Here is a 17,285-nt window from a genome sequence, read left to right on the forward strand (position 1 = left end):
GCACGGCCCGGGCCCGCATTCGGGCGGGCCCGGTGGAGTACGGGCACCGGGCGTCAGGCGGCGCCGACGCCCTCCGCGAGCGTGACGGCCTGAGCCGGACGCACCTCCTGCGCCCGGCTGGGAGCAACCGGGCGCAGGAGGCGTCACGCGTCGGCCGGGTCTACACGTGCGGCCGCTGCCCCCGCTCCTGCTGGGGGAAGGACTGGTCGGCGCCGGGCAGGGTGGGTTTCGGCAAGGTGGCCACCTCGCGCTTGGCCTCCGCCAGCTGATCCGCCGTGTCGTCCGGCAGGTGCGGCGGCCGGGGCGGGGCGCTGCTGAACCGGAACGCTGTGGTCAGGTCGCCGAAGCTGCGGCGGCGCCATTCGCTGATGTTGGGCTCCTTGACGCCCGTGAACTTCTCCAGGAACCGCAGCGCTGAGGTGTGGTCGAAGGCCTCGCTCGCCACCCAGCCGCCCACGGTCCAGGGCGAGATGATGATGGCCGGAACCCGGAAGCCGCCGCCGATGGGCAGCCCGCCCACGAACTCGTCCGCCGTGCCGGCCCTCGGTGTCGGCGGGGCCACATGGTCGAACAGGCCGTCGTTCTCGTCGTAGTTGAGGATGAACGCGGTCTTCGCCCACACCTTCGGGTTGGACGCGATGGCCTCGATCTTCTGCGCCACGAAGTCGGCGCCGGCGGCCGGCAGATAGTCCGGGTGCTCGGACTGGAAGCTCGTCGGCATGATCCAGGAGACCGCCGGCAGCCGGTCGCCCCGGGCGTCGTCCTCGAACGTGCCCTCGGGCTGCTTGCGCACCCCGCGCTCGTACAGCGGGGAACCGGGCTTGGCGTCGCGGAAGGCCCGGAACTGCTCCAGCATGTTGCAGCCGTAATTGTCGTCCTGCTGGTAGACCCTCCAGCTGACCCCGGCGGCCTGGAGCCGCTCGGCGTACGTCGTCCACCGGTACGGCTTGGGCGCGGTGTTGTTCAGGACCGGACCGCCCTTGGTGCCGCCCGGGTCGATCGTGCCGGTCATCCAGTACAGGCGGTTCGGCCAGGTCGGGCCGAAGACGGAGGAATAGTAGTTGTCGCAGATGGTGAAGGTCTCCGCGAGCGCGAACTGGAACGGGATGTCGTCACGCGTGTAATAGCCCATCACATAGGGCCCGTTGACGCCATCAGCCTTCCGGTGCGCGGGCAGCCACCGGTCCATCTTCCCGCCGTTCCACGCCTGGTGCTGTACGGACCAGGCATGGCTGGTGGACGGGATGGCCTGCGCGCTCGTGCTGCGCGTGTCCAGGTGGAACGGCAGCAGGTAGCCACGGGGGTTCACCGCGTCCGGCTGGTAGAACACCGAACGCCCGTTGGGCAGCTTGAGGGCATGCGGGTCGCTGAACCCGCGTACGCCGGAGAGGGTGCCGAAGTAGTGGTCGAACGACCGGTTCTCCTGCATCAGCATGACGACGTGCTCGATGTCCCGCAGCGAGCCGCGGCGCGGCGCCCCGGCGGCGACGGCCTTCTGCACGCTGGGTGGCAGCAGGGCGAGCGCCGCCGCTCCGCCGACCGCCCCGGCGGCCGATCCGAGGAGTCTGCGTCGTGTCAACTCGGCCATGAACGCCCCTTTCAGAGCTGTCGGTTGAGACCAGTGACGTGGACCTGCCAGTCAGTCTCCCGCCGTTCGGTGTGGGGTGGCGGAGGCAACCGGTGAACTCGCGCCCAACGAAAAGCAAGGGCTTGGCCAAGCGCTGGCCGGAGCCTCACCGGCTCGGACCATGCCCCCTCCGACGGAGGTGCGCCCTGCCCGGAAGTCCCTTGGTCTCGACGAACCTGACGAGCAGTCAGCATAGGGAAGGGGCGGACCGGTGATCGACAGCCTGGACCGGCGGGTCGGCGAGGGCGAGGAGCGGATCCGGCTCGACGTCACCGCCGAGGGCACCGGAGTCCTCACGCTGTGCTGGCCGGCGAAGCTCAACGGGCGCGCCTGGGCGCCCGGAGTCGGCGAGCTCTTTCCCCACGGGCAAGCGACCGCTTAGTATGCCCCTGGAGCAGTGGAACGTACTCAGCGGTACGCAGCCGTATCGCGCCCAGTGTGTGGAGGCCCGGAATGCAGGCATGGCGAGTGCACGAGAACGGCGAACCGGGCGAGGTGATGCGGCTCGAAGAGGTCGACCGGCCGGCGCCGGGCGCGGGCCAGGTCCTGCTCAGGGTGCGTGCCGCGAACATCAACTTTCCCGACGCGCTGCTCTGCCGCGGGCAGTACCAGATCCGCCCGCCGCTGCCGTTCACGCCCGGCGTGGAGATCTGCGGCGAGACGGCCGACGGCCGGCGCGTGATCGCGACGCCCGCGCTGCCGTACGGCGGCCTCGCCGAGTACGTCGTCGCCGACGAGGCGGCCCTGCTGCCCGCGCCCGGCGCACTGGACGACGCCGAGGCCGCCGCGCTGCACATCGGCTACCAGACCGCAATGTTCGCACTGCACCGCCGGGCGGACCTCCAAGAGGGCGAGACGCTGCTCGTGCACGCCGCCGCCGGGGGAGTGGGCAGCGCGGCCGTGCAGCTCGGCAAGGCCGCCGGGGCGCGGGTGATCGGCGTCGTCGGCGGCCCCGAAAAGGCGGCCGTGGCACGGGAGGTGGGCTGCGATGTCGTCATCGACCGGCGTACCGACGACATCGTCGCCGCCGTCAAGGAATCCACCGGCGGGCGCGGCGCGGATGTCGTCTTCGACCCGGTGGGCGGTGACGCGTACGCCAAGTCCGCGAAGTGCGTCGCCTTCGAGGGCCGGATCGTGATCGTCGGCTTCGCGAGCGGAAGCATCCCCGCTCCCGCGCTCAACCACGCCCTCGTCAAGAACTACTCGATCGTCGGTCTGCACTGGGGTCTGTACAACCAGAAGGACCCGGCGGCGGTCCTGCGCTGCCACGAGCAGCTCACCGAGCTCGCCGCCGAGGGCGCGGTCAAGCCCCTGGTCAGCGAGCGGGTCCCGCTGAAGGACGCCGCGGCCGCCGTGCAGCGCGTCGCCGACGGCACGACCACCGGTCGCGTGGTCGTCCTCCCGGACGGAGTAGCCCGATGACCGACGCCGCCGAACTCCGCACCCGTACGCGGGAGTTGCTCGCCGCACACCCGCCCGCCACCACCGAGCCCATCGATTTCCTCAAGGCCCGCTTCGACGCCGGGCTCGCCTGGGTGCACTACCCGGTGGGCCTCGGCGGCCTGGCCGCGCCGCGCTCGCTGCAACCCGTGGTCGACGCCGAACTCGCGGCGGCCGGGGCGCCCGACAACGACCCCCGGCGGATCGGCATCGGCCTCGGCATGGCCGCCCCGACCGTCCTCAAGTACGGCACCGAGGAGCAGAAGCGGCGCTTCCTGCGGCCGCTGTGGGTGGGCGAGGAGGTCTGGTGCCAGCTGTTCAGCGAGCCGGGCGCGGGCTCCGACCTCGCGGCCCTCGGCACCCGTGCCGTACGCGACGGCGACACCTGGGTGGTCGACGGGCAGAAGGTGTGGACGTCCAGCGCCCACCTCGCCCGCTGGGCCATCCTCATCGCCCGCACCGACCCCGGCCTGCCCAAGCACCAGGGCATCAGCTACTTCATCTGCGACATGACCGACCCCGGTGTCGAGGTGCGGCCGCTGCGGCAGATCACCGGCGAGGCCGAGTTCAACGAGGTCTTCCTCACCGGGGTGCGCATCCCCGACGCGCACCGGCTCGGCGAGGTCGGTGCGGGCTGGAAGGTCGCCCAGACCACCCTCATGAACGAGCGGGTCTCCATCGGCGGCATGCGCATCCCGCGCGAGGGCGGCATGATCGGCCCGGTCGCCCGGACCTGGCGCGAACGCCCCGAGCTGCGCACCCACGACCTGCACCAGCGGCTGCTCACCCTGTGGGTCGAGGCCGAGGTGGCCCGGCTCACCGGCGAGCGGCTGCGTCAGCAGCTCGTCGCGGGCCAGCCGGGCCCCGAGGGCTCCGGCATGAAGCTCGCGTTCGCCCGGCTCAACCAGGAGATCAGCGGCCTGGAGGTCGAACTCCTGGGCCCGGACGGCCTGTTGTATTCGGACTGGACCATGCGCCGCCCCGAGCTCGTCGACTTCACCGGCCGCGACGCGGGATACCGCTACCTCCGCTCCAAGGGCAATTCCATCGAGGGCGGCACGAGTGAAGTGCTCCTGAACATCGTCGCCGAACGCGTCCTCGGCCTGCCCGCCGAGCCGCGCAACGACAAGGACGTCGCATGGAAGGACCTGGCCCGATGACTGCGCAGACCGCCGCGGAAGCCACCCCCGACCTGCTCTACTCGGAGGCCGAGGAAGACCTCAGGGCCGCCGTGCGCTCCTTGCTCGCCGACCGTACGGACATCCCGTCCACGCTCGCCCGGGCGGAGTCCGCCACCCCGTACGACAAGGAGCTGTGGCACGAGCTCGGCGCCGGGATGGGCCTGGCCGGGCTTCTGGTCCCGGAGAAGCTGGGCGGACAGGGCGCCTCGCACCGCGAAGCCGCGGTGGCCCTGGAGGAGATCGGCCGCGCGGTCGCCCCCGTCCCGTACCTGACCAGTTCCGTCATCGCCACCGAGACGCTGCTGGCGCTTGGTGCTACGGACGGTGAAGTCACCTCTCTGGTAAGGGAGTTGGCGACCGGTGGGCGGACCGCTGCCCTCGTCCTGCCCTTCTCGACGGGCCCGTACGCGGTGCGGCTGCCGGACACGCTCGCCGGGACCGTCACCGCGGTCGCCGACGCCGCCACCGCGGACGTGCTGCTCGTGCCCACCGGGCAGGGCCTGTACGCCGTCGACGCGGCCGGAGCGGCGGTCACCCCGCTCACCCCGCTCGACCTGACCCGCCCGCTCGCCGCCGTCGCCCTCGACGGCGCGCGCGGCACGCTGCTCGCCGACGTGGACGCGACGACCGCCGCCGTGCGCCGGGGCCTGCTCGCCGGGGCCGGGCTGCTCGCCTCCGAGCAGCTCGGGGTCGCCGAGTGGTGCCTGACTGAGACGGTGGCGTACACCCGCGAGCGCAAGCAGTTCAACCGTCCGGTCGGCTCCTTCCAGGCGCTCAAGCACCGTATGGCGCAGCTCTGGCTGGAGGTCGTCTCCGCACGCGCCGCCGCCCGCAACGCCGCCGACGCGCTGGCGACCGGCAGCCCCGAGGTGCAGCTCGCGGTGGCGGTCGCCCAGGCGTACTGCTCGCGGGTCGCGGTCCACGCCGCCGAGGAGTGCGTGCAACTGCACGGAGGGATCGGCATGACCTGGGAACACCCGGCGCACCTGTACCTCAAGCGCGCCAAGTCGGCCCAGATCGCGCTCGGCTCGGCCGGAGAACACCGGGCGGCCATCGCCGACCTGGCCGACCTCCAGGCCCCCTGACAGCGAGCCGGGCCTTTCTTGTCCACTTCCCGGACCGGAAAGGCCCGGCTCCCTCACCCGTTGGCATGATCGGCCGATGAGTGATCACCAGCGCAGTGAACCGTCCAAGACCGCCGATGACCGTGCGTCGCTGACCGCGTTCCTCGACCACCAGCGGGCGACCCTCGCCATGAAGTGCGAGGGTCTGAGCGGCGAGCAGCTGAAGCGGAAGGCCGTGCCGACCTCGGGACTGACCCTGCTCGGCCTGGTCCGGCACGCAGTCGAGGTCGAGCGGAGCTGGTTCCGCCTCGTGCTGAACGGCGAACGGATCACGTCGTTCTGGCCCCGCACCCCCGACGGCGAATTCGGCGAGTTCCACGTGGCCGACGCCGATGTGGACGAGGCGTTCGCCGCCTGGCGGGCATCGTGCGAGGACTCCCGAGCCGCGGCCGCGGACGTCAACTCCCTCGACGACACAGTGGAGTTCCGCGGCGAACCCATGTCGCTGCGCTACATCCTGACCCACATGATCGAGGAGTACGCCCGCCACAACGGCCACGCCGACCTGCTCCGCGAGGCCATCGACGGAGAGGTCGGCGAATAGGGAGCGCCCGCTCCGCCCGGGGTCAGCAGGCGGTGACCGAGTACGACGGCAGCGGTGTGTTCCCCCGCTTCCTCGCCACGGCGCGGAGCACATCGGCCTGGCTGAGTACCAGATCCCGTACCGGAACGGGCAGGGCGGCCAACCGCTCCTCGGCGGCAAGGAGCAGGGTGCAGGCGTCGATCTCCCAGTCCGCGTCCTGGAGTTGGGCCGTGTCCACGGAGTGTTCGGCCACCGCCTCCCAGCCCGCCGACGGCAGGAGCCGCAGCAGGCTCTCGCGGGAGAACGGCGTCCGGACGTTGCCTTCGCCGCGTGAGCCGCTCGCCTCGATCTGGCCCTGGATGAGCACGGCGAGGAGATGGGGCAGCTGATCCGTGGAGCGCGGTGCCAGGTCCCACTCCGTGAAGGACAGCCGCCGCGCCCACGGCCGGACCCGGGCCAGCACCTCGCCTACCTGGCCGAGCGAGGCGAAGTACCAGGAGCAGTGCGCCAGTACGACGTGGTCGAAGGCTTCGCCGGGGAAGTCCACCGAGCCGTCGAGCACATCCACGCCGAACCGGAAGTCGATGCGGGCGCCCAGCCGGCTCGCCTTGAGGTGTTCGGCCGACCGGCCGAGGGTGACCGGAGCGCCGTACGACGGGTCCGCGATGTCGACGGCGACGACCCGCCCGCCCGGCCCCACCGCCTCGGCGAGGACCGCCGTCAAGTCGCCCTGCCCGCAGCCGAGTTCGAGCACCGAGGCTCCGGCGGGCACGGTCATGGCGGCGACCAGGGCCGTGCGGTAGGCGGTCTGGGTGCGCTGGGCGGCCGGGCTGACCTGCGCGGCGGCCATCAGAGCGGCGATCGACGGTGCCTGCGCGATGAGATCGATGTCGTTCACACAATCCTTCGTCGTGCCGGGTGGGGAGGGTGGTGCAGGCAGAGGCTATGGCACGGGGGCCCGGCCCGGCAGTTCGTTTTTGACCACCCCTTTACGTGCGGTTTAATTGCGACTTGTTCGCAATAGTGGTTGATCTTCAGCAAGGGGTGTGGGCCGCATGACCGCCCGTTCCATACGTGCCACGGCCGCCGCCGTCCTGGCCGGGGTGCTCGCCATCGGTACGGCCGCCTGCTCGACCCCGGGCGGCACGGGCGGCGCGGGCAAGAAGGGCACCAAGGATTCGGCGGTCGTCGGCATCGCGTACGAGCCCGAGACGCTCAGCCCGCTCCTCGGCTACGGCAAGGACGGCAACTCCAAGCTCTTCGACGGGCTCCTCGCCTTCGACGGCGACATGGTGCTGCGGCCCGCACTCGCCACCGCGCTGCCCGAGGTGAGCGCGGACCGGCTGACGTACACGTACAAGCTCCGTCAGGGCGTGAAGTTCAGCGACGGCCGGCCGTTCTCGGCCAAGGACGTCGTCTTCACCTACATGAAGATCCTCGACCCGAAGACCAACAACCCGTCCAAGGGCGAGCTCGACGCGGTGAAGTCCGTCGAGGCCCAGGGCGACGACACGGTGGTCTTCACCCTCAAGTACCCGTACGCCCCGTTCGCCGAGCGGACCGTGCTGCCCGTCGTTCCCGAACACGTCGCGAGCCCGCAGGACGTCAACTCGGGCGCCTTCTCCAGCGCGCCCGTGGGCACCGGCCCGTACACCCTCACCAAGTGGTCGAAGGGCGAGAAGATCGCCTTCGCCGCGAACCCCTTCTACTGGGGCGGCGCGCCCGCGGTGAAGAAGTTCACCATGGCGATCATCAAGGACGACGACGTGCGGGCGACCCGGCTGCGCGCCGGGGATCTTGACGGCGCGATCCTGCCGCCCAACCTCGCCAGGACGTTCAAGCGCGACAAGGGGCGCAAGACGTACGCCGCGAAGACGTACGACTACCGCGATGTCACCCTGCCCACCGGCAACAAGGTCGCCGGCGACACCGCGGTGCGCCAGGCGCTCGACCTCGCCGTCGACCGGCAGGCCATGGTCGACCGGATCCTGGACGGCGCGGGCAAGCCCGCCTACGGCCCGGTGCCGACCGGCAGCGAATGGTTCGCCGCCGGTACCGAGCGCGGTCACGACCTCGGCAGGGCGAAGAAGATCCTCGACGCCGCGGGCTGGAAGCCGGGCGGCGACGGCATCCGCGAGAAGGACGGCGTACGGGCCGCCTTCCCGCTCTGGTACCTCTCCGGCGACAAGCTCCGCCAGGACCACGCCCTCGCCTACGCCTCCGACGCCAAGAAGGCCGGCCTCGACATCACCACCCAGGCCGGCACCTGGGAGGTCATCGAACCCCGCATGAAGCAGGACGCGGTCCTCGCGGGCGGCGGCTCGCCGGGCGACCCCGACTTCGACCAGTACAACCTCCTGAAGTCCTCGCTCGCGGGCGACGGCTTCAACAACATGGCCTCCTACGGCAACGCGACCGTCGACCAGGCCCTGGACGACGCCCGCAAGAGCGGTGACCACACGGTCCGCAAGGCCGCGTACGACACCATCCAGCGCGAACTGGTGAAGAACCCGGGCTACACCTTCCTCACCCACATCGACCACCTGTACGTCGTCAACGACCGCTGGGACGGGCTGACCACGCAGGTCGAACCGCACGACCACGGCCTCGCCTCCGGCCCGTGGTGGAACGTCGAGAAGTGGGCGCCGAAGAAGTGAACTCCCCGGTGCGCAGGCTCCCTTGGGGGCCGATGGCGCGTCTGACGGGACGTCGGCTCGGGTCCGCCGTGCCCGTCCTGCTCGCCGTCACCTTCGGCGTCTTCGCGGTGGCCGCCGCATCCCCCTTCGACCCCGTGCAGGCCTATGCGGGCACCGCGGGACTCACCGCCTCGCAGCAGAACCTCGACCAACTGCGCGCCAACCTCGGCGTGGACCAGCCGCTCGTCGAACGCTGGTGGAGCTGGCTGACCTCGGCCCTCACCGGCGACCTCGGCGACTCCAGCGTGCTGCGTCAGCCCGTCGCCGACGTCATCGCCGAGCGCATCGGCTGGTCCGCGCTGCTCGCCACCGCCGCCTTCGCCCTCGCGATCCTGCTCGGCACGGCCCTCGGCGTGCTCGCCGCGCGGCGCGGCGGCGGCTGGCTCGACCGCTGCGTCAGCTCCGCCGCGTACACCCTCGAAGCCGCCCCCGCCTTCTGGCTCGGACTGCTCGCCATCTGGTTCTTCGCCCTGAAGCTCGGCGTGCTGCCGGCCGGCGGCCTCACCGACACCGCCAGCGACACGGTCACCCTCGGACAGACCGCCAGCCACCTGGTGCTCCCGGCGGGCGTACTCGGCCTGTCCCAACTGCCCTGGTTCTTCCTGTACGTACGCCAAGGAGTCGGCGACGCGCTGGCCGAGGACCCGGTGCGCGGGGCCCGGGCGCGCGGCCTCGCCGAGCGGACCGTGCTCACCGGGCACGCCCTGCGCTCCGGCATGCTCCCCATGCTGACCCTGATCGGCTCCCGCGTCCCCGAGCTGATCACCGGTGCGCTCCTGGTGGAGACGGTGTTCAGCTGGCCGGGGATCGCCGCCGCCACCGTGCAGGCCGCGACCTCCGTCGACTTCCCGCTGCTCGCCGCCCTCACCGTGCTCGCGACCGTCGCCGTACTCCTCGGTAACCTGCTCTCCGACCTCCTGTACGGACTCGCCGACCCCAGGGTGGGATTCGATGGCTGACGTGCTCTGGCGTCCGCAGGGGCGCCTGCGCCGCTCCACCCGCACCGTGCGGGTGCGGACCTCGGCCGCGATCATCGCCCTCCTGGTGCTCGCGGTGCTCCTCGTGCCACCCCTGGTCCAGCTCGACCAGCAGGCCGTTGATCTCGCCCAGAAACTCCAACCGCCGTCCTGGGCCCACCTGTTCGGCACCGACGACGTGGGCCGCGACCTGTTGCTCCGCTGCGTGTACGGGCTGCGGATCTCGCTCCTGGTCGGGGTCGTCGCCGCGCTGGCCGCCACGCTCATCGGCACGGCGGTCGGCGCGGTCGCCGGAGCCTTCGGCGGGTGGACCGACCGGCTCGTCATGCGGCTGGTCGACACGTTCTCCTCCGTACCGCATCTGCTGCTCGGCATCTTCGTCGTGGCGATGTTCCGCCCCGGGGTGTGGCCGGTCGTGGTGTCGGTCGCCCTCACGCACTGGCTGTCGACGGCCCGCATCGTCCGCTCCGAAATCCTGTCGCTGCGCTCCCGGCCCTACATCGACGCGGCGATCTCGGGCGGCGCCTCCCGATGGCGGGTGACGGTGCGCCATCTGCTGCCCGGGGTGTTGCCGCAGGCCGGTCTCGCGGCGGTCCTCATGGTGCCGCACGCCATGTGGCACGAATCCGCCCTGTCCTTCCTCGGGCTCGGCCTGCCCACCCACCAGGCGAGCCTCGGCAACCTCGTCCAGAGCGCGCGCGGCTCGCTGCTCGCGGGCGACTGGTGGCCGACGCTGTTCCCCGGCCTCCTCTTGATCGTCCCGACCCTCGCCATCGCGGGCCTGGCCGGCGCCTGGCGCGAACGGCTCAACCCGCGCCGACGCTCGGAGCTGATGTTGTGACCGTGCACGCGAACCTGAACGTGCACGCGAACCTGAACGCGAACGCGAACGTGCTGTCCGTGCGGGGGCTCTCCGTGCGCTTCGCGATGCGGGGCGGCCGCCGCATCGCCGCCGTCACCGACGCCTCCTTCGACCTGGCGGCCGGGGAGTGCCTCGCGCTCGTCGGCGAGAGCGGCTGCGGAAAGTCGGTCCTCGCCTCCGCCCTGCTCGGCCTGCTGCCCGCCAACGCCGAATCCGCGGGCGCCGCTCTGCTCGCCGACGGAACGGACCTGCTGGCCGCCGACGAGCGGCTCCTCGCGCGCACGGTGCGGGGCCGGCGCGTCGGACTCGTACCGCAGAGCCCGGCCGCCCACCTCACTCCCGTACGCACGGTGCGCAGCCAACTGGAGGAAGCAGTACGGGAGTTGACGCCTACCCCGCGCAAGCGGCTGCGGGCCGGCGCGGAGGCCGCGGCCGGGCGGGCGGCCTTCCCGGCGGACCGCCTCGACCGCTACCCGCACGAACTGTCCGGCGGGCTCGCCCAGCGCGCCGCCACCGCACTCGCCCTGATCGGCGACGCACCCCTGCTGCTGGCCGACGAACCCACCACCGGACTCGACCGCGCGCTGGTCGACCGCACGGCCGACGAACTGCGCCGTACCGTGGACGAAGGACGCGCCCTGCTGATGATCACGCACGACCTCGCGGCGGCCGCCCGGATCGCCGACCGGGTGGCCGTGATGTACGCGGGCCGCATCGTCGAAATCGCCGACGCCACCAGGTTCTTCGGCGAGCCGGGTCCCCGTCACCCGTACGCTCGTGGTCTGCTCAATGCTCTGCCGGAACGATCCTTCAGGCCCATCCCCGGCATGCCGCCGGAGCTGGGAGACCTTCCGGCGGGGTGCGCGTTCGCAGCCCGCTGCGACCGGCCCGACGTGCTCTGCGGCACCCAGCCGCGGTTCGACGGCCGGGCCGCCTGCCATCACGCCCACGCGAAGGACCCCAGCCGTGCTTGAGCTCAGCAACATCACCGCCGGCTACGAGCGGGGCAAGCCCGTCGTGCGGGACATGAGCCTCGCGGTGGGTCGCGGCGAGGCGGTCGGCCTGCTCGGTCCCAGCGGCTGCGGCAAGTCCACCCTTGCCAGGGTCGCGGCCCTGCTGCACCGCCCCGACGCGGGGACGGTCGTGCTCGACGGCACCACGGTCGTCGGCCACCGCCACCGCGCGCCGCGCGCCCTGCGCACCACCGTGGGCGTCGTCTTCCAGTCGCCGCGGCTGTCCGCCGATCCCCGGCTGCGGCTGCGCGACCTGATCGCCGAGCCGCTGAAGGCGACCGGCCGGCGGATCGAGATCCGCGAACGGGTGGACGAACTGGCCCAGGCGGTCGGCCTCGGCGGCGACCTCCTGACCCGGCACGCCCACGAGGTGAGCGACGGCCAGCTCCAACGCGCCTGCCTGGCACGGGCATTGGTGCTCCGTCCGCGCCTGCTGATCTGCGACGAGATGACCGCGATGCTGGACGCCTCGACCACGGCCGCGCTGGTCGCGACGGTCGAACGCTACCGCCGCGAAACGGCGGCGTCCCTGCTGGCCGTCGGCCACGACCGGATACTCCTGGAGCGCTGGTGCGACCGGACGGTGAGCTGGACTGACCCGCCGGAGGCCTGACCCGGGGGGCCGCAACGGCGGGCGAGGGCTGGGCGGAGGCCGAACGACGGGCCATGTGGCCGCCACGGCGGACGACAGCCGGACACCTCGGTGTACCGGGGTTACCACCACCCGCTCCAGCTGCTCATCGACATCAAGACCGAGGGCCCGGCCACTTACCTCGCACTCGACCATCAGCGGCAGCTGGCTCGGTAACGGGGTCACACGCAGTCAACACCCGTACGGCGGACACGTCTTGAGCCGAACCAGCGCGCCTCCTCCGCCACACTGGCGCCCGAATGCCGCAATTCCGGCGCGGTGGAGGAGGCTCGTCATGGCTGTTTCGGTCTCGGTGGTGCTGTTGCTGCTGGTCCTCGCGGTGATCTTTCTGCGCACTGGAGGGCTCAAGCTCTCGCATGCGATCGTCTGCGCCCTGCTCGGCTTCTTCCTCGCCGGTACGAGCATGGCGCCGACCATCCAGGACGGCCTCAACGCGACGGCGGGAGTGGTCGGTAGCCTCAAACCATGACCAAGGCCCGCCGGAAGATCACCGCCGAGGAACGGCGCGCCCGCCTCGGCGCCCGCCATCTGCTCGCCCCCGCCGCCCGCGCGAACACTCCGGAGGCGGTCGCCGAGGCGCTGCTCGGTCTGCACGCCACCGACCCCGCGACGGTGTACCTCGCCGTCGCGGCCCGGCTGAGGGACCCGTCCGTGCCGGAGGTTGAGCGTGCTCTGTACGAGGACCGGACGCTGGTGCGGATGCTCTGCATGCGGCGCACCATGTTCGTGGTGCCGCGCGAGCTCGCCCCCGTGGTCGACGCGTCGACCGCCCGCGCCGTGGCGGCCCGTGAACGCAAGCACCTGGCCAAGGTCGTCCAGGAGCAGCTCGGCTTCGACGGCCGCTGGTTCGCCGCCACCGAGGACGCGGTCCTCACCGCCCTCCAGCGGCGTGGCGAAGCCACCGCCGCCCAACTCGCCGACGACGTACCGGACTTGACGTCGCAGATCGTCCAGGCGGCGGGGAAGCCCTACGAGGCCCGGCCGCGCATCACCAGCCGCTTCCTCGGGGTGATGGCCGCCGAGGGCCGCATCCGGCGTGGCCGGCCCCTCGGCACCTGGGCCTCCAGCCAGTACCGCTGGATCCCCGCCGAACCGCACCCCGAACTGCCCGCCGACGAGGCGAAGGCACAGCTCGCCGCCCGGTACCTGGCCGCGTTCGGGCCCGCCACCACCGAGGACGTCAAGTGGTGGACGGGCTGGACGCTCACCGACACGCGCAAGGCGCTGGCCCGTACCGAGGCGGTCGAGGCCGACCTGGACGAGGGGCCGGGCCATGTGCTGCCCGCCCACCTGGAAGCCCCGGCCGAGCCCGAACCCTGGGCGGCGCTGCTGCCCGGCCTCGACCCCACCCCGATGGGCTGGCGCCACCGGGACTGGTACTTCGACCCCGGCCACACCTCGGAACTCTTCGACACCAACGGCAACATCGGCCCCAGCGTGTGGTGGAACGGCCGCATCGTCGGCGGCTGGGCCCAGCGTCCGGACGGCGAGATCGTCACGGAACCGCTCACGACCGGCCTCGGGCGCGAGGCCCGCACGGCGATCGCCGCCGAGGCCGAGCGGCTGGCCGCCTTCTTCGGCGACGTACGCATCAAGCCGAGCTTCCGCACCCCGCTGGAACGACGGCTCTGTTCGTAAAGTCCACCAACTGTCTTACCCAGGGCTTGTGTTGCCCGCCCAGCACGCAAATCCCAAGGCCCCCGGCCCTGGCGGTGGGCTCTCAGATCAGGCGCGAGCGGATGAGGAACCGCACCCCTTCCGGCGCTTCCAGCGAGAACCCGCTGCCGCGCCCTTCCACCACGTCCACGATCAGCCGGGTGTGCCGCCACAGTTCGTGCTGGCTCGCCGAGATCCAGAACGGTACGCGCTCGCCGACGCCCTCCACGGCGAGGGAGGCGAGCAGCACGTCCGAGCCGCCGGTCCGGAACTCGCCCGCCGGGTAGCACATGGGGGCGCTGCCGTCGCAGCAGCCGCCCGACTGATGGAACATCAGCGGGCCGTGGACCGCCCGCAGCTTCCGGATCAACTCGGCTGCTGCCTGGGTGAGTTGGACCGGCGGTTCCGTATCGGCGGTCGGCTGCTCGTCGGGTCGCGGGTGCTCGGCGGGCTTCATCTCTCCTCGCTCCTCCGGCCGCACGGCACCGGCCCCCTGCGGGCCGTGCCGTGCGGATCCGGGCAGACACGGCAGCCACTTCACCACGCCGCCCGTTGCAACCCGGTTGCAACCGGTCCGGATCAGATGAGGTCCATCGCCGCCACCTCGTCGGGGCTGCCGTAGCTGACCGGCCCCTGGAAGCGCCGACGGGCGGTGGCGAACCACCAGATAGTGGCGATCAGCAGCACCGCGCCCAGCGCGATCGGCGCGTAGTTGAACGAGTCGGCGGTGATCGGCGAGACCTGCGGCAGCATGAACAGCACACTGCTGAGCGCGATCCAGGCCACGGCGACCGCCGCCACCGGCCTGCCGTACCGGCCCAGGTTCCAGGGGCCGGGCTCGAAGTCGGCAAGCCGCAGCCGCAGGAAGATGGGCACGCCGTACGCCAGGTACAGGCCGACCACGTTGACGCTGACGATGGCGGTGAACGCGGTCTGCGACCACCAGCCGGGAATGATCAGCACCAGCGCGCAGGCCGCGGCCAGCCACACCGCCTTGACCGGGGTGCGGGTGCGCAGCGACACCGAATGCCACCACCGCGAGCCCGGCATCGCGCCGTCGCGGGAGAACGCGAAGATCTGGCGGGTGTTGCTGGTCATGTTGGCCAGACCGCAGAACAGCATGGCGCCGATGACGATCAGCAGCAGGAGCTCTGCGGTGCCCGTGCCGAGCGCGTCGACGAGGATCTGCACCGGTGGCGCCGCCGCGCCGATCTCGGCGGCGTAGTCGCGGATCGAGTACACCAGGGCGAGCATGAGGACCAGACCCGCGAGGGCCGAGTAGATGATGGCGCGCATGATGCCCTTGGGGGTGTTGACGGTGGCCCGCACCGTCTCCTCGGACATGTGGAAGCTGCCGTCGAAGCCGGTGAACGTCCAGCTCGTGACGAGCAGGCCCAGCATCGCGGCGTACAGCCCGTTGCTGAACCCGGTGCTGTTGACGAAGTGCGTCGCGAACGAGACCGGCTGGTGGGCGGCGGGCTTCACGGTCAGGGCGACGACGATCACCACCATGCCCACCAGCAGCCACCAGACGGAGATCCGGTTCACCACGGCGACGAGCTGCACGGTGTAGGTGTTGGCGAGGGCCTGCACCAGCAGGATGGCCGCCGCGATGCCGACGGTCTGCTGCGGGGTGCCCTCGTACGAGGGCCACCGCATCGCGATGAACGCCTGGATGAACGTCGCGGCGGCATAGTTGGTGGCGGCCGTGCCGCCGACCTGGCCGACGAAGTTCAGCCAGCCGGTGTACCAGGACCAGGCGCCGTGATGCCGCTTGGCGAGCTTGCCGGCCGAGAAGTACAGGGCGCCGCTGGTCGGATAGGCCGACGCGATTTCGCCCATCGCGGCGCCCACGAACAGCACCATGACCGAGACGCCGATCCAGCCGAAGACGAGAATGCGCGGACCTCCGGCACCCATTCCGAATCCGAATGCGGAAAAGATCCCGGATATGATGTTGATGATCGTGAAGGATATGGCGAAATTGTCGAAGGCATGGAATCGGCGGGTCAATTTCCGCGGATATCCCATGGCGTGCAGCGTGGCATCGTCGTCCAGTGCGGCGGATGTTTCCCGCGGACGGGATTTCGAGCGGGTGCGAGACGTGCGCTCGGACACAGTGGCAACCTTTCCGTCGGGGTGGAGGGCGCGTGGGTCGTGCCGCCTCCTGGGGAGAGCGGCGGTGAACGCTCCGGCGCGGTCAGGCCGGTGCGGGGATCGGAAGTCCGCAGGATCGCCTGGTCCTGGTCAGCTGCTCCCCGGGGTCGCCGAAGGCGCTCCAGGGCATGCGGGAGGCGAACGGGCCCATGGCCGTGAGGACTTCGCGCGCTTCGAATTCACGGTTCGCCATGAACAGGGCGTGCGCCAGATACGCCAGGTCGAGAACCGGGGTGAACCGGTAACTGGCCGTCTGCGGAAACCAGTTGTGGTAAATGCCGAGGGTCGTCGTGGTCCACTGGGGCTGTTGCCAGGTCTGGTCGGCCAGGAGCGCACTCGGGTCGTAGTCCTCGACCAGCGCGACCAGCGGAAGCAGCCGCAGCGCCGACGTGGCCGGCGCCCGGTGGCTGAGGAACGAGGCGACGTCCCAGCGCGCGCTCGCCGAGCCGCCGTGCCGGGTGAAGAAGCAGGCCAGAAAGCGGTGGTGCGCCTCGCGGTGCCAGGGGTCGAGGCGCAGCACGTGGGCGAAGAGCTGCCAAGGGCCCGGCGGCGCGGTCAGCAGCCCTCTGGGGGCTGGATCGCGGGGGCCGTCGATGCGGGCGAGCGCCAGCTGAGCCACCCACGGAGTGGGATCCGCGGGCAGCAGCCGCGCCGCCCGCACGCAGGCCGCCTGCGCTATGCGCAGCAGCGCGCCCGCCCGCGCGTCTCGCGCGTCCGCCATGCGCAACGCGCGCAGCATCGCCACCCGCGCCCCCAACAGGGCTGCCTCCGGGCCCGGTTCCTCGGCCAGCCAGCGTTCCGCCAGGTCCGAGTCGGCCGCCTCCGAGGCCAGTACCAGCGAACGGTGGGCCCGCAGCTCGAAGTCTCCGCGCGCCTCCTTGAGGACGTTGTGGGCGCCCAGGTACCGCCCGGCCCTGACGTCGGTGCACGCCCGTGCCAGCTCGCGATCGTCGGCCGCCGGATGCCACACGTAGTGCCCTTCGAACGAGCCGGCAGCCACGATCCTCTCCCCGTCCCGCAGACGACACCCTGCGCCGTATGAATTCCGGCCATGCGGAATTGAGCCGGAGCCCGAGTCCTTGCGCAGGTTCACCGACAGCGAGCCACACCTTACTCATCCTTAAGTCGTATCGAAACTCATTGCCCGGAACATCTGCTTCCACCCCCTTACGGATTCCGAGGTGTTGGGGGCCGCATTACCGTGCCCTGGGTCGCAGGGTATTTAATTGGCATATTCGGGGCCGGGTTCGGCCGGTCCGTGTGCCCTGACGTCTGTGGCATGGGTCGGCCCGTCGCGCTCAGCCGGATGGCGGGCGGCGGGACCGGGACACAGGGCCACCGACGGGATACCTGGCTAGGGTCGGAACAGGAAGCGGC

General features: G+C 71.5%; 17 protein-coding genes. 12 read left to right on the top strand and 5 right to left on the bottom strand.

Going from position 1 to position 17,285, the window contains the following annotated elements:
• Window positions 1-160: 160 nt before the first annotated feature.
• Window positions 161-1,588 (bottom strand): alkaline phosphatase family protein, encoded by a 1,428-nt coding sequence (locus ACIBK6_RS22605; protein WP_399053101.1) that lies wholly within the window; start codon window positions 1,586-1,588, stop codon window positions 161-163.
• A 250-nt stretch (window positions 1,589-1,838) separates the two neighbouring features.
• Between ACIBK6_RS22605 and ACIBK6_RS22610 the strand changes: the two genes are divergently transcribed.
• From ACIBK6_RS22610 to ACIBK6_RS22630, 5 genes are all read left to right on the top strand, one after another.
• Window positions 1,839-2,009 (top strand): hypothetical protein, encoded by a 171-nt coding sequence (locus tag ACIBK6_RS22610; RefSeq protein ID WP_399053102.1) that lies wholly within the window; start codon window positions 1,839-1,841, stop codon window positions 2,007-2,009.
• Between the two features lie 71 nt (window positions 2,010-2,080).
• Complete coding sequence (locus tag ACIBK6_RS22615) at window positions 2,081-3,049, top strand: NADPH:quinone oxidoreductase family protein (protein ID WP_399053103.1); 969 nt, start codon at window positions 2,081-2,083, stop codon at window positions 3,047-3,049.
• Window positions 3,046-4,227, top strand: a complete 1,182-nt coding sequence (locus tag ACIBK6_RS22620; protein WP_399053104.1) for an acyl-CoA dehydrogenase family protein — start codon at window positions 3,046-3,048, stop codon at window positions 4,225-4,227. Before ACIBK6_RS22615 ends, ACIBK6_RS22620 begins: the two co-directional genes overlap by 4 nt.
• Window positions 4,224-5,333 (top strand): acyl-CoA dehydrogenase family protein, encoded by a 1,110-nt coding sequence (locus tag ACIBK6_RS22625; RefSeq protein ID WP_399053105.1) that lies wholly within the window; start codon window positions 4,224-4,226, stop codon window positions 5,331-5,333. Before ACIBK6_RS22620 ends, ACIBK6_RS22625 begins: the two co-directional genes overlap by 4 nt.
• Before the next feature lie 76 nt (window positions 5,334-5,409).
• Window positions 5,410-5,916, top strand: coding sequence for a DinB family protein (locus tag ACIBK6_RS22630; RefSeq protein WP_399053106.1), 507 nt, complete (start codon window positions 5,410-5,412; stop codon window positions 5,914-5,916).
• A 22-nt stretch (window positions 5,917-5,938) separates the two neighbouring features.
• On the opposite strand, the gene ACIBK6_RS22635 is transcribed toward ACIBK6_RS22630, so the two are convergent.
• The gene (locus ACIBK6_RS22635) at window positions 5,939-6,793 is read right to left on the bottom strand and encodes a class I SAM-dependent methyltransferase (RefSeq protein WP_399053107.1); all 855 of its coding nucleotides are present in this window, start codon (window positions 6,791-6,793) and stop codon (window positions 5,939-5,941) included.
• A gap of 157 nt (window positions 6,794-6,950) precedes the next feature.
• On the opposite strand from ACIBK6_RS22635, the gene ACIBK6_RS22640 reads away from it, so the two are divergent.
• The 7 genes from ACIBK6_RS22640 (at window position 6,951) to ACIBK6_RS22670 (ending at window position 13,733) form a co-directional block, all read left to right on the top strand.
• Window positions 6,951-8,552, top strand: a complete 1,602-nt coding sequence (locus tag ACIBK6_RS22640) for an ABC transporter substrate-binding protein (protein ID WP_399053108.1) — start codon at window positions 6,951-6,953, stop codon at window positions 8,550-8,552.
• A gap of 32 nt (window positions 8,553-8,584) precedes the next feature.
• Complete coding sequence (locus ACIBK6_RS22645; RefSeq protein ID WP_399053109.1) at window positions 8,585-9,550, top strand: ABC transporter permease; 966 nt, start codon at window positions 8,585-8,587, stop codon at window positions 9,548-9,550.
• A complete protein-coding gene (locus tag ACIBK6_RS22650) occupies window positions 9,543-10,409 on the top strand; it encodes an ABC transporter permease (protein WP_399053110.1) in 867 nt (288 codons plus the stop codon). Before ACIBK6_RS22645 ends, ACIBK6_RS22650 begins: the two co-directional genes overlap by 8 nt.
• A gap of 86 nt (window positions 10,410-10,495) precedes the next feature.
• Window positions 10,496-11,404: an ABC transporter ATP-binding protein gene (locus ACIBK6_RS22655; protein ID WP_399053284.1), complete on the top strand. Its 909-nt coding sequence runs from the start codon at window positions 10,496-10,498 to the stop codon at window positions 11,402-11,404.
• The gene (locus ACIBK6_RS22660) at window positions 11,397-12,056 is read left to right on the top strand and encodes an ABC transporter ATP-binding protein (protein WP_399053111.1); all 660 of its coding nucleotides are present in this window, start codon (window positions 11,397-11,399) and stop codon (window positions 12,054-12,056) included. Before ACIBK6_RS22655 ends, ACIBK6_RS22660 begins: the two co-directional genes overlap by 8 nt.
• Before the next feature lie 313 nt (window positions 12,057-12,369).
• Window positions 12,370-12,564 (top strand): hypothetical protein, encoded by a 195-nt coding sequence (locus ACIBK6_RS22665; protein ID WP_399053112.1) that lies wholly within the window; start codon window positions 12,370-12,372, stop codon window positions 12,562-12,564.
• Window positions 12,561-13,733 carry a winged helix DNA-binding domain-containing protein gene (locus ACIBK6_RS22670; RefSeq protein WP_399053113.1) on the top strand — a complete coding sequence of 391 codons (1,173 nt, stop codon included), beginning with the start codon at window positions 12,561-12,563 and terminating at the stop codon, window positions 13,731-13,733. Before ACIBK6_RS22665 ends, ACIBK6_RS22670 begins: the two co-directional genes overlap by 4 nt.
• A gap of 82 nt (window positions 13,734-13,815) precedes the next feature.
• On the opposite strand, the gene ACIBK6_RS22675 is transcribed toward ACIBK6_RS22670, so the two are convergent.
• The 3 genes from ACIBK6_RS22675 to ACIBK6_RS22685 all read right to left on the bottom strand — a co-directional run bounded on the left by ACIBK6_RS22675 (window position 13,816) and on the right by ACIBK6_RS22685 (window position 16,908).
• Complete coding sequence (locus ACIBK6_RS22675) at window positions 13,816-14,208, bottom strand: DUF779 domain-containing protein (RefSeq protein ID WP_399053114.1); 393 nt, start codon at window positions 14,206-14,208, stop codon at window positions 13,816-13,818.
• Window positions 14,209-14,330: 122 nt separating this feature from the next.
• On the bottom strand, window positions 14,331-15,782 hold the full coding sequence (locus ACIBK6_RS22680; protein ID WP_399053115.1) for an amino acid permease: 1,452 nt from the start codon (window positions 15,780-15,782) through the stop codon (window positions 14,331-14,333).
• Between the two features lie 169 nt (window positions 15,783-15,951).
• Window positions 15,952-16,908, bottom strand: coding sequence for a hypothetical protein (locus tag ACIBK6_RS22685; protein ID WP_399053116.1), 957 nt, complete (start codon window positions 16,906-16,908; stop codon window positions 15,952-15,954).
• Between the last annotated feature and the right edge of the window lie 377 nt (window positions 16,909-17,285).

This window comes from Streptomyces sp. NPDC050485 (assembly GCF_044458185.1).
Classification (GTDB): Bacteria; Actinomycetota; Actinomycetes; order Streptomycetales; family Streptomycetaceae; genus Streptomyces.

Excerpts from the sequence above, each read along its gene's own strand:
- ACIBK6_RS22605 (WP_399053101.1), bottom strand. The coding sequence starts at position 1,588 with ATGGCCGAGTTGACACGACGCAGACTCCTCGGATCGGCCGCCGGGGCG.
- ACIBK6_RS22615 (WP_399053103.1), top strand. The coding sequence starts at position 2,081 with ATGCAGGCATGGCGAGTGCACGAGAACGGCGAACCGGGCGAGGTGATG.
- ACIBK6_RS22620 (WP_399053104.1), top strand. The coding sequence starts at position 3,046 with ATGACCGACGCCGCCGAACTCCGCACCCGTACGCGGGAGTTGCTCGCC.
- ACIBK6_RS22625 (WP_399053105.1), top strand. The coding sequence starts at position 4,224 with ATGACTGCGCAGACCGCCGCGGAAGCCACCCCCGACCTGCTCTACTCG.
- ACIBK6_RS22630 (WP_399053106.1), top strand. The coding sequence starts at position 5,410 with ATGAGTGATCACCAGCGCAGTGAACCGTCCAAGACCGCCGATGACCGT.
- ACIBK6_RS22640 (WP_399053108.1), top strand. The coding sequence starts at position 6,951 with ATGACCGCCCGTTCCATACGTGCCACGGCCGCCGCCGTCCTGGCCGGG.
- ACIBK6_RS22645 (WP_399053109.1), top strand. The coding sequence starts at position 8,585 with ATGGCGCGTCTGACGGGACGTCGGCTCGGGTCCGCCGTGCCCGTCCTG.
- ACIBK6_RS22650 (WP_399053110.1), top strand. The coding sequence starts at position 9,543 with ATGGCTGACGTGCTCTGGCGTCCGCAGGGGCGCCTGCGCCGCTCCACC.
- ACIBK6_RS22655 (WP_399053284.1), top strand. The coding sequence starts at position 10,496 with ATGCGGGGCGGCCGCCGCATCGCCGCCGTCACCGACGCCTCCTTCGAC.
- ACIBK6_RS22665 (WP_399053112.1), top strand. The coding sequence starts at position 12,370 with ATGGCTGTTTCGGTCTCGGTGGTGCTGTTGCTGCTGGTCCTCGCGGTG.
- ACIBK6_RS22670 (WP_399053113.1), top strand. The coding sequence starts at position 12,561 with ATGACCAAGGCCCGCCGGAAGATCACCGCCGAGGAACGGCGCGCCCGC.
- ACIBK6_RS22675 (WP_399053114.1), bottom strand. The coding sequence starts at position 14,208 with ATGAAGCCCGCCGAGCACCCGCGACCCGACGAGCAGCCGACCGCCGAT.
- ACIBK6_RS22680 (WP_399053115.1), bottom strand. The coding sequence starts at position 15,782 with ATGGGATATCCGCGGAAATTGACCCGCCGATTCCATGCCTTCGACAAT.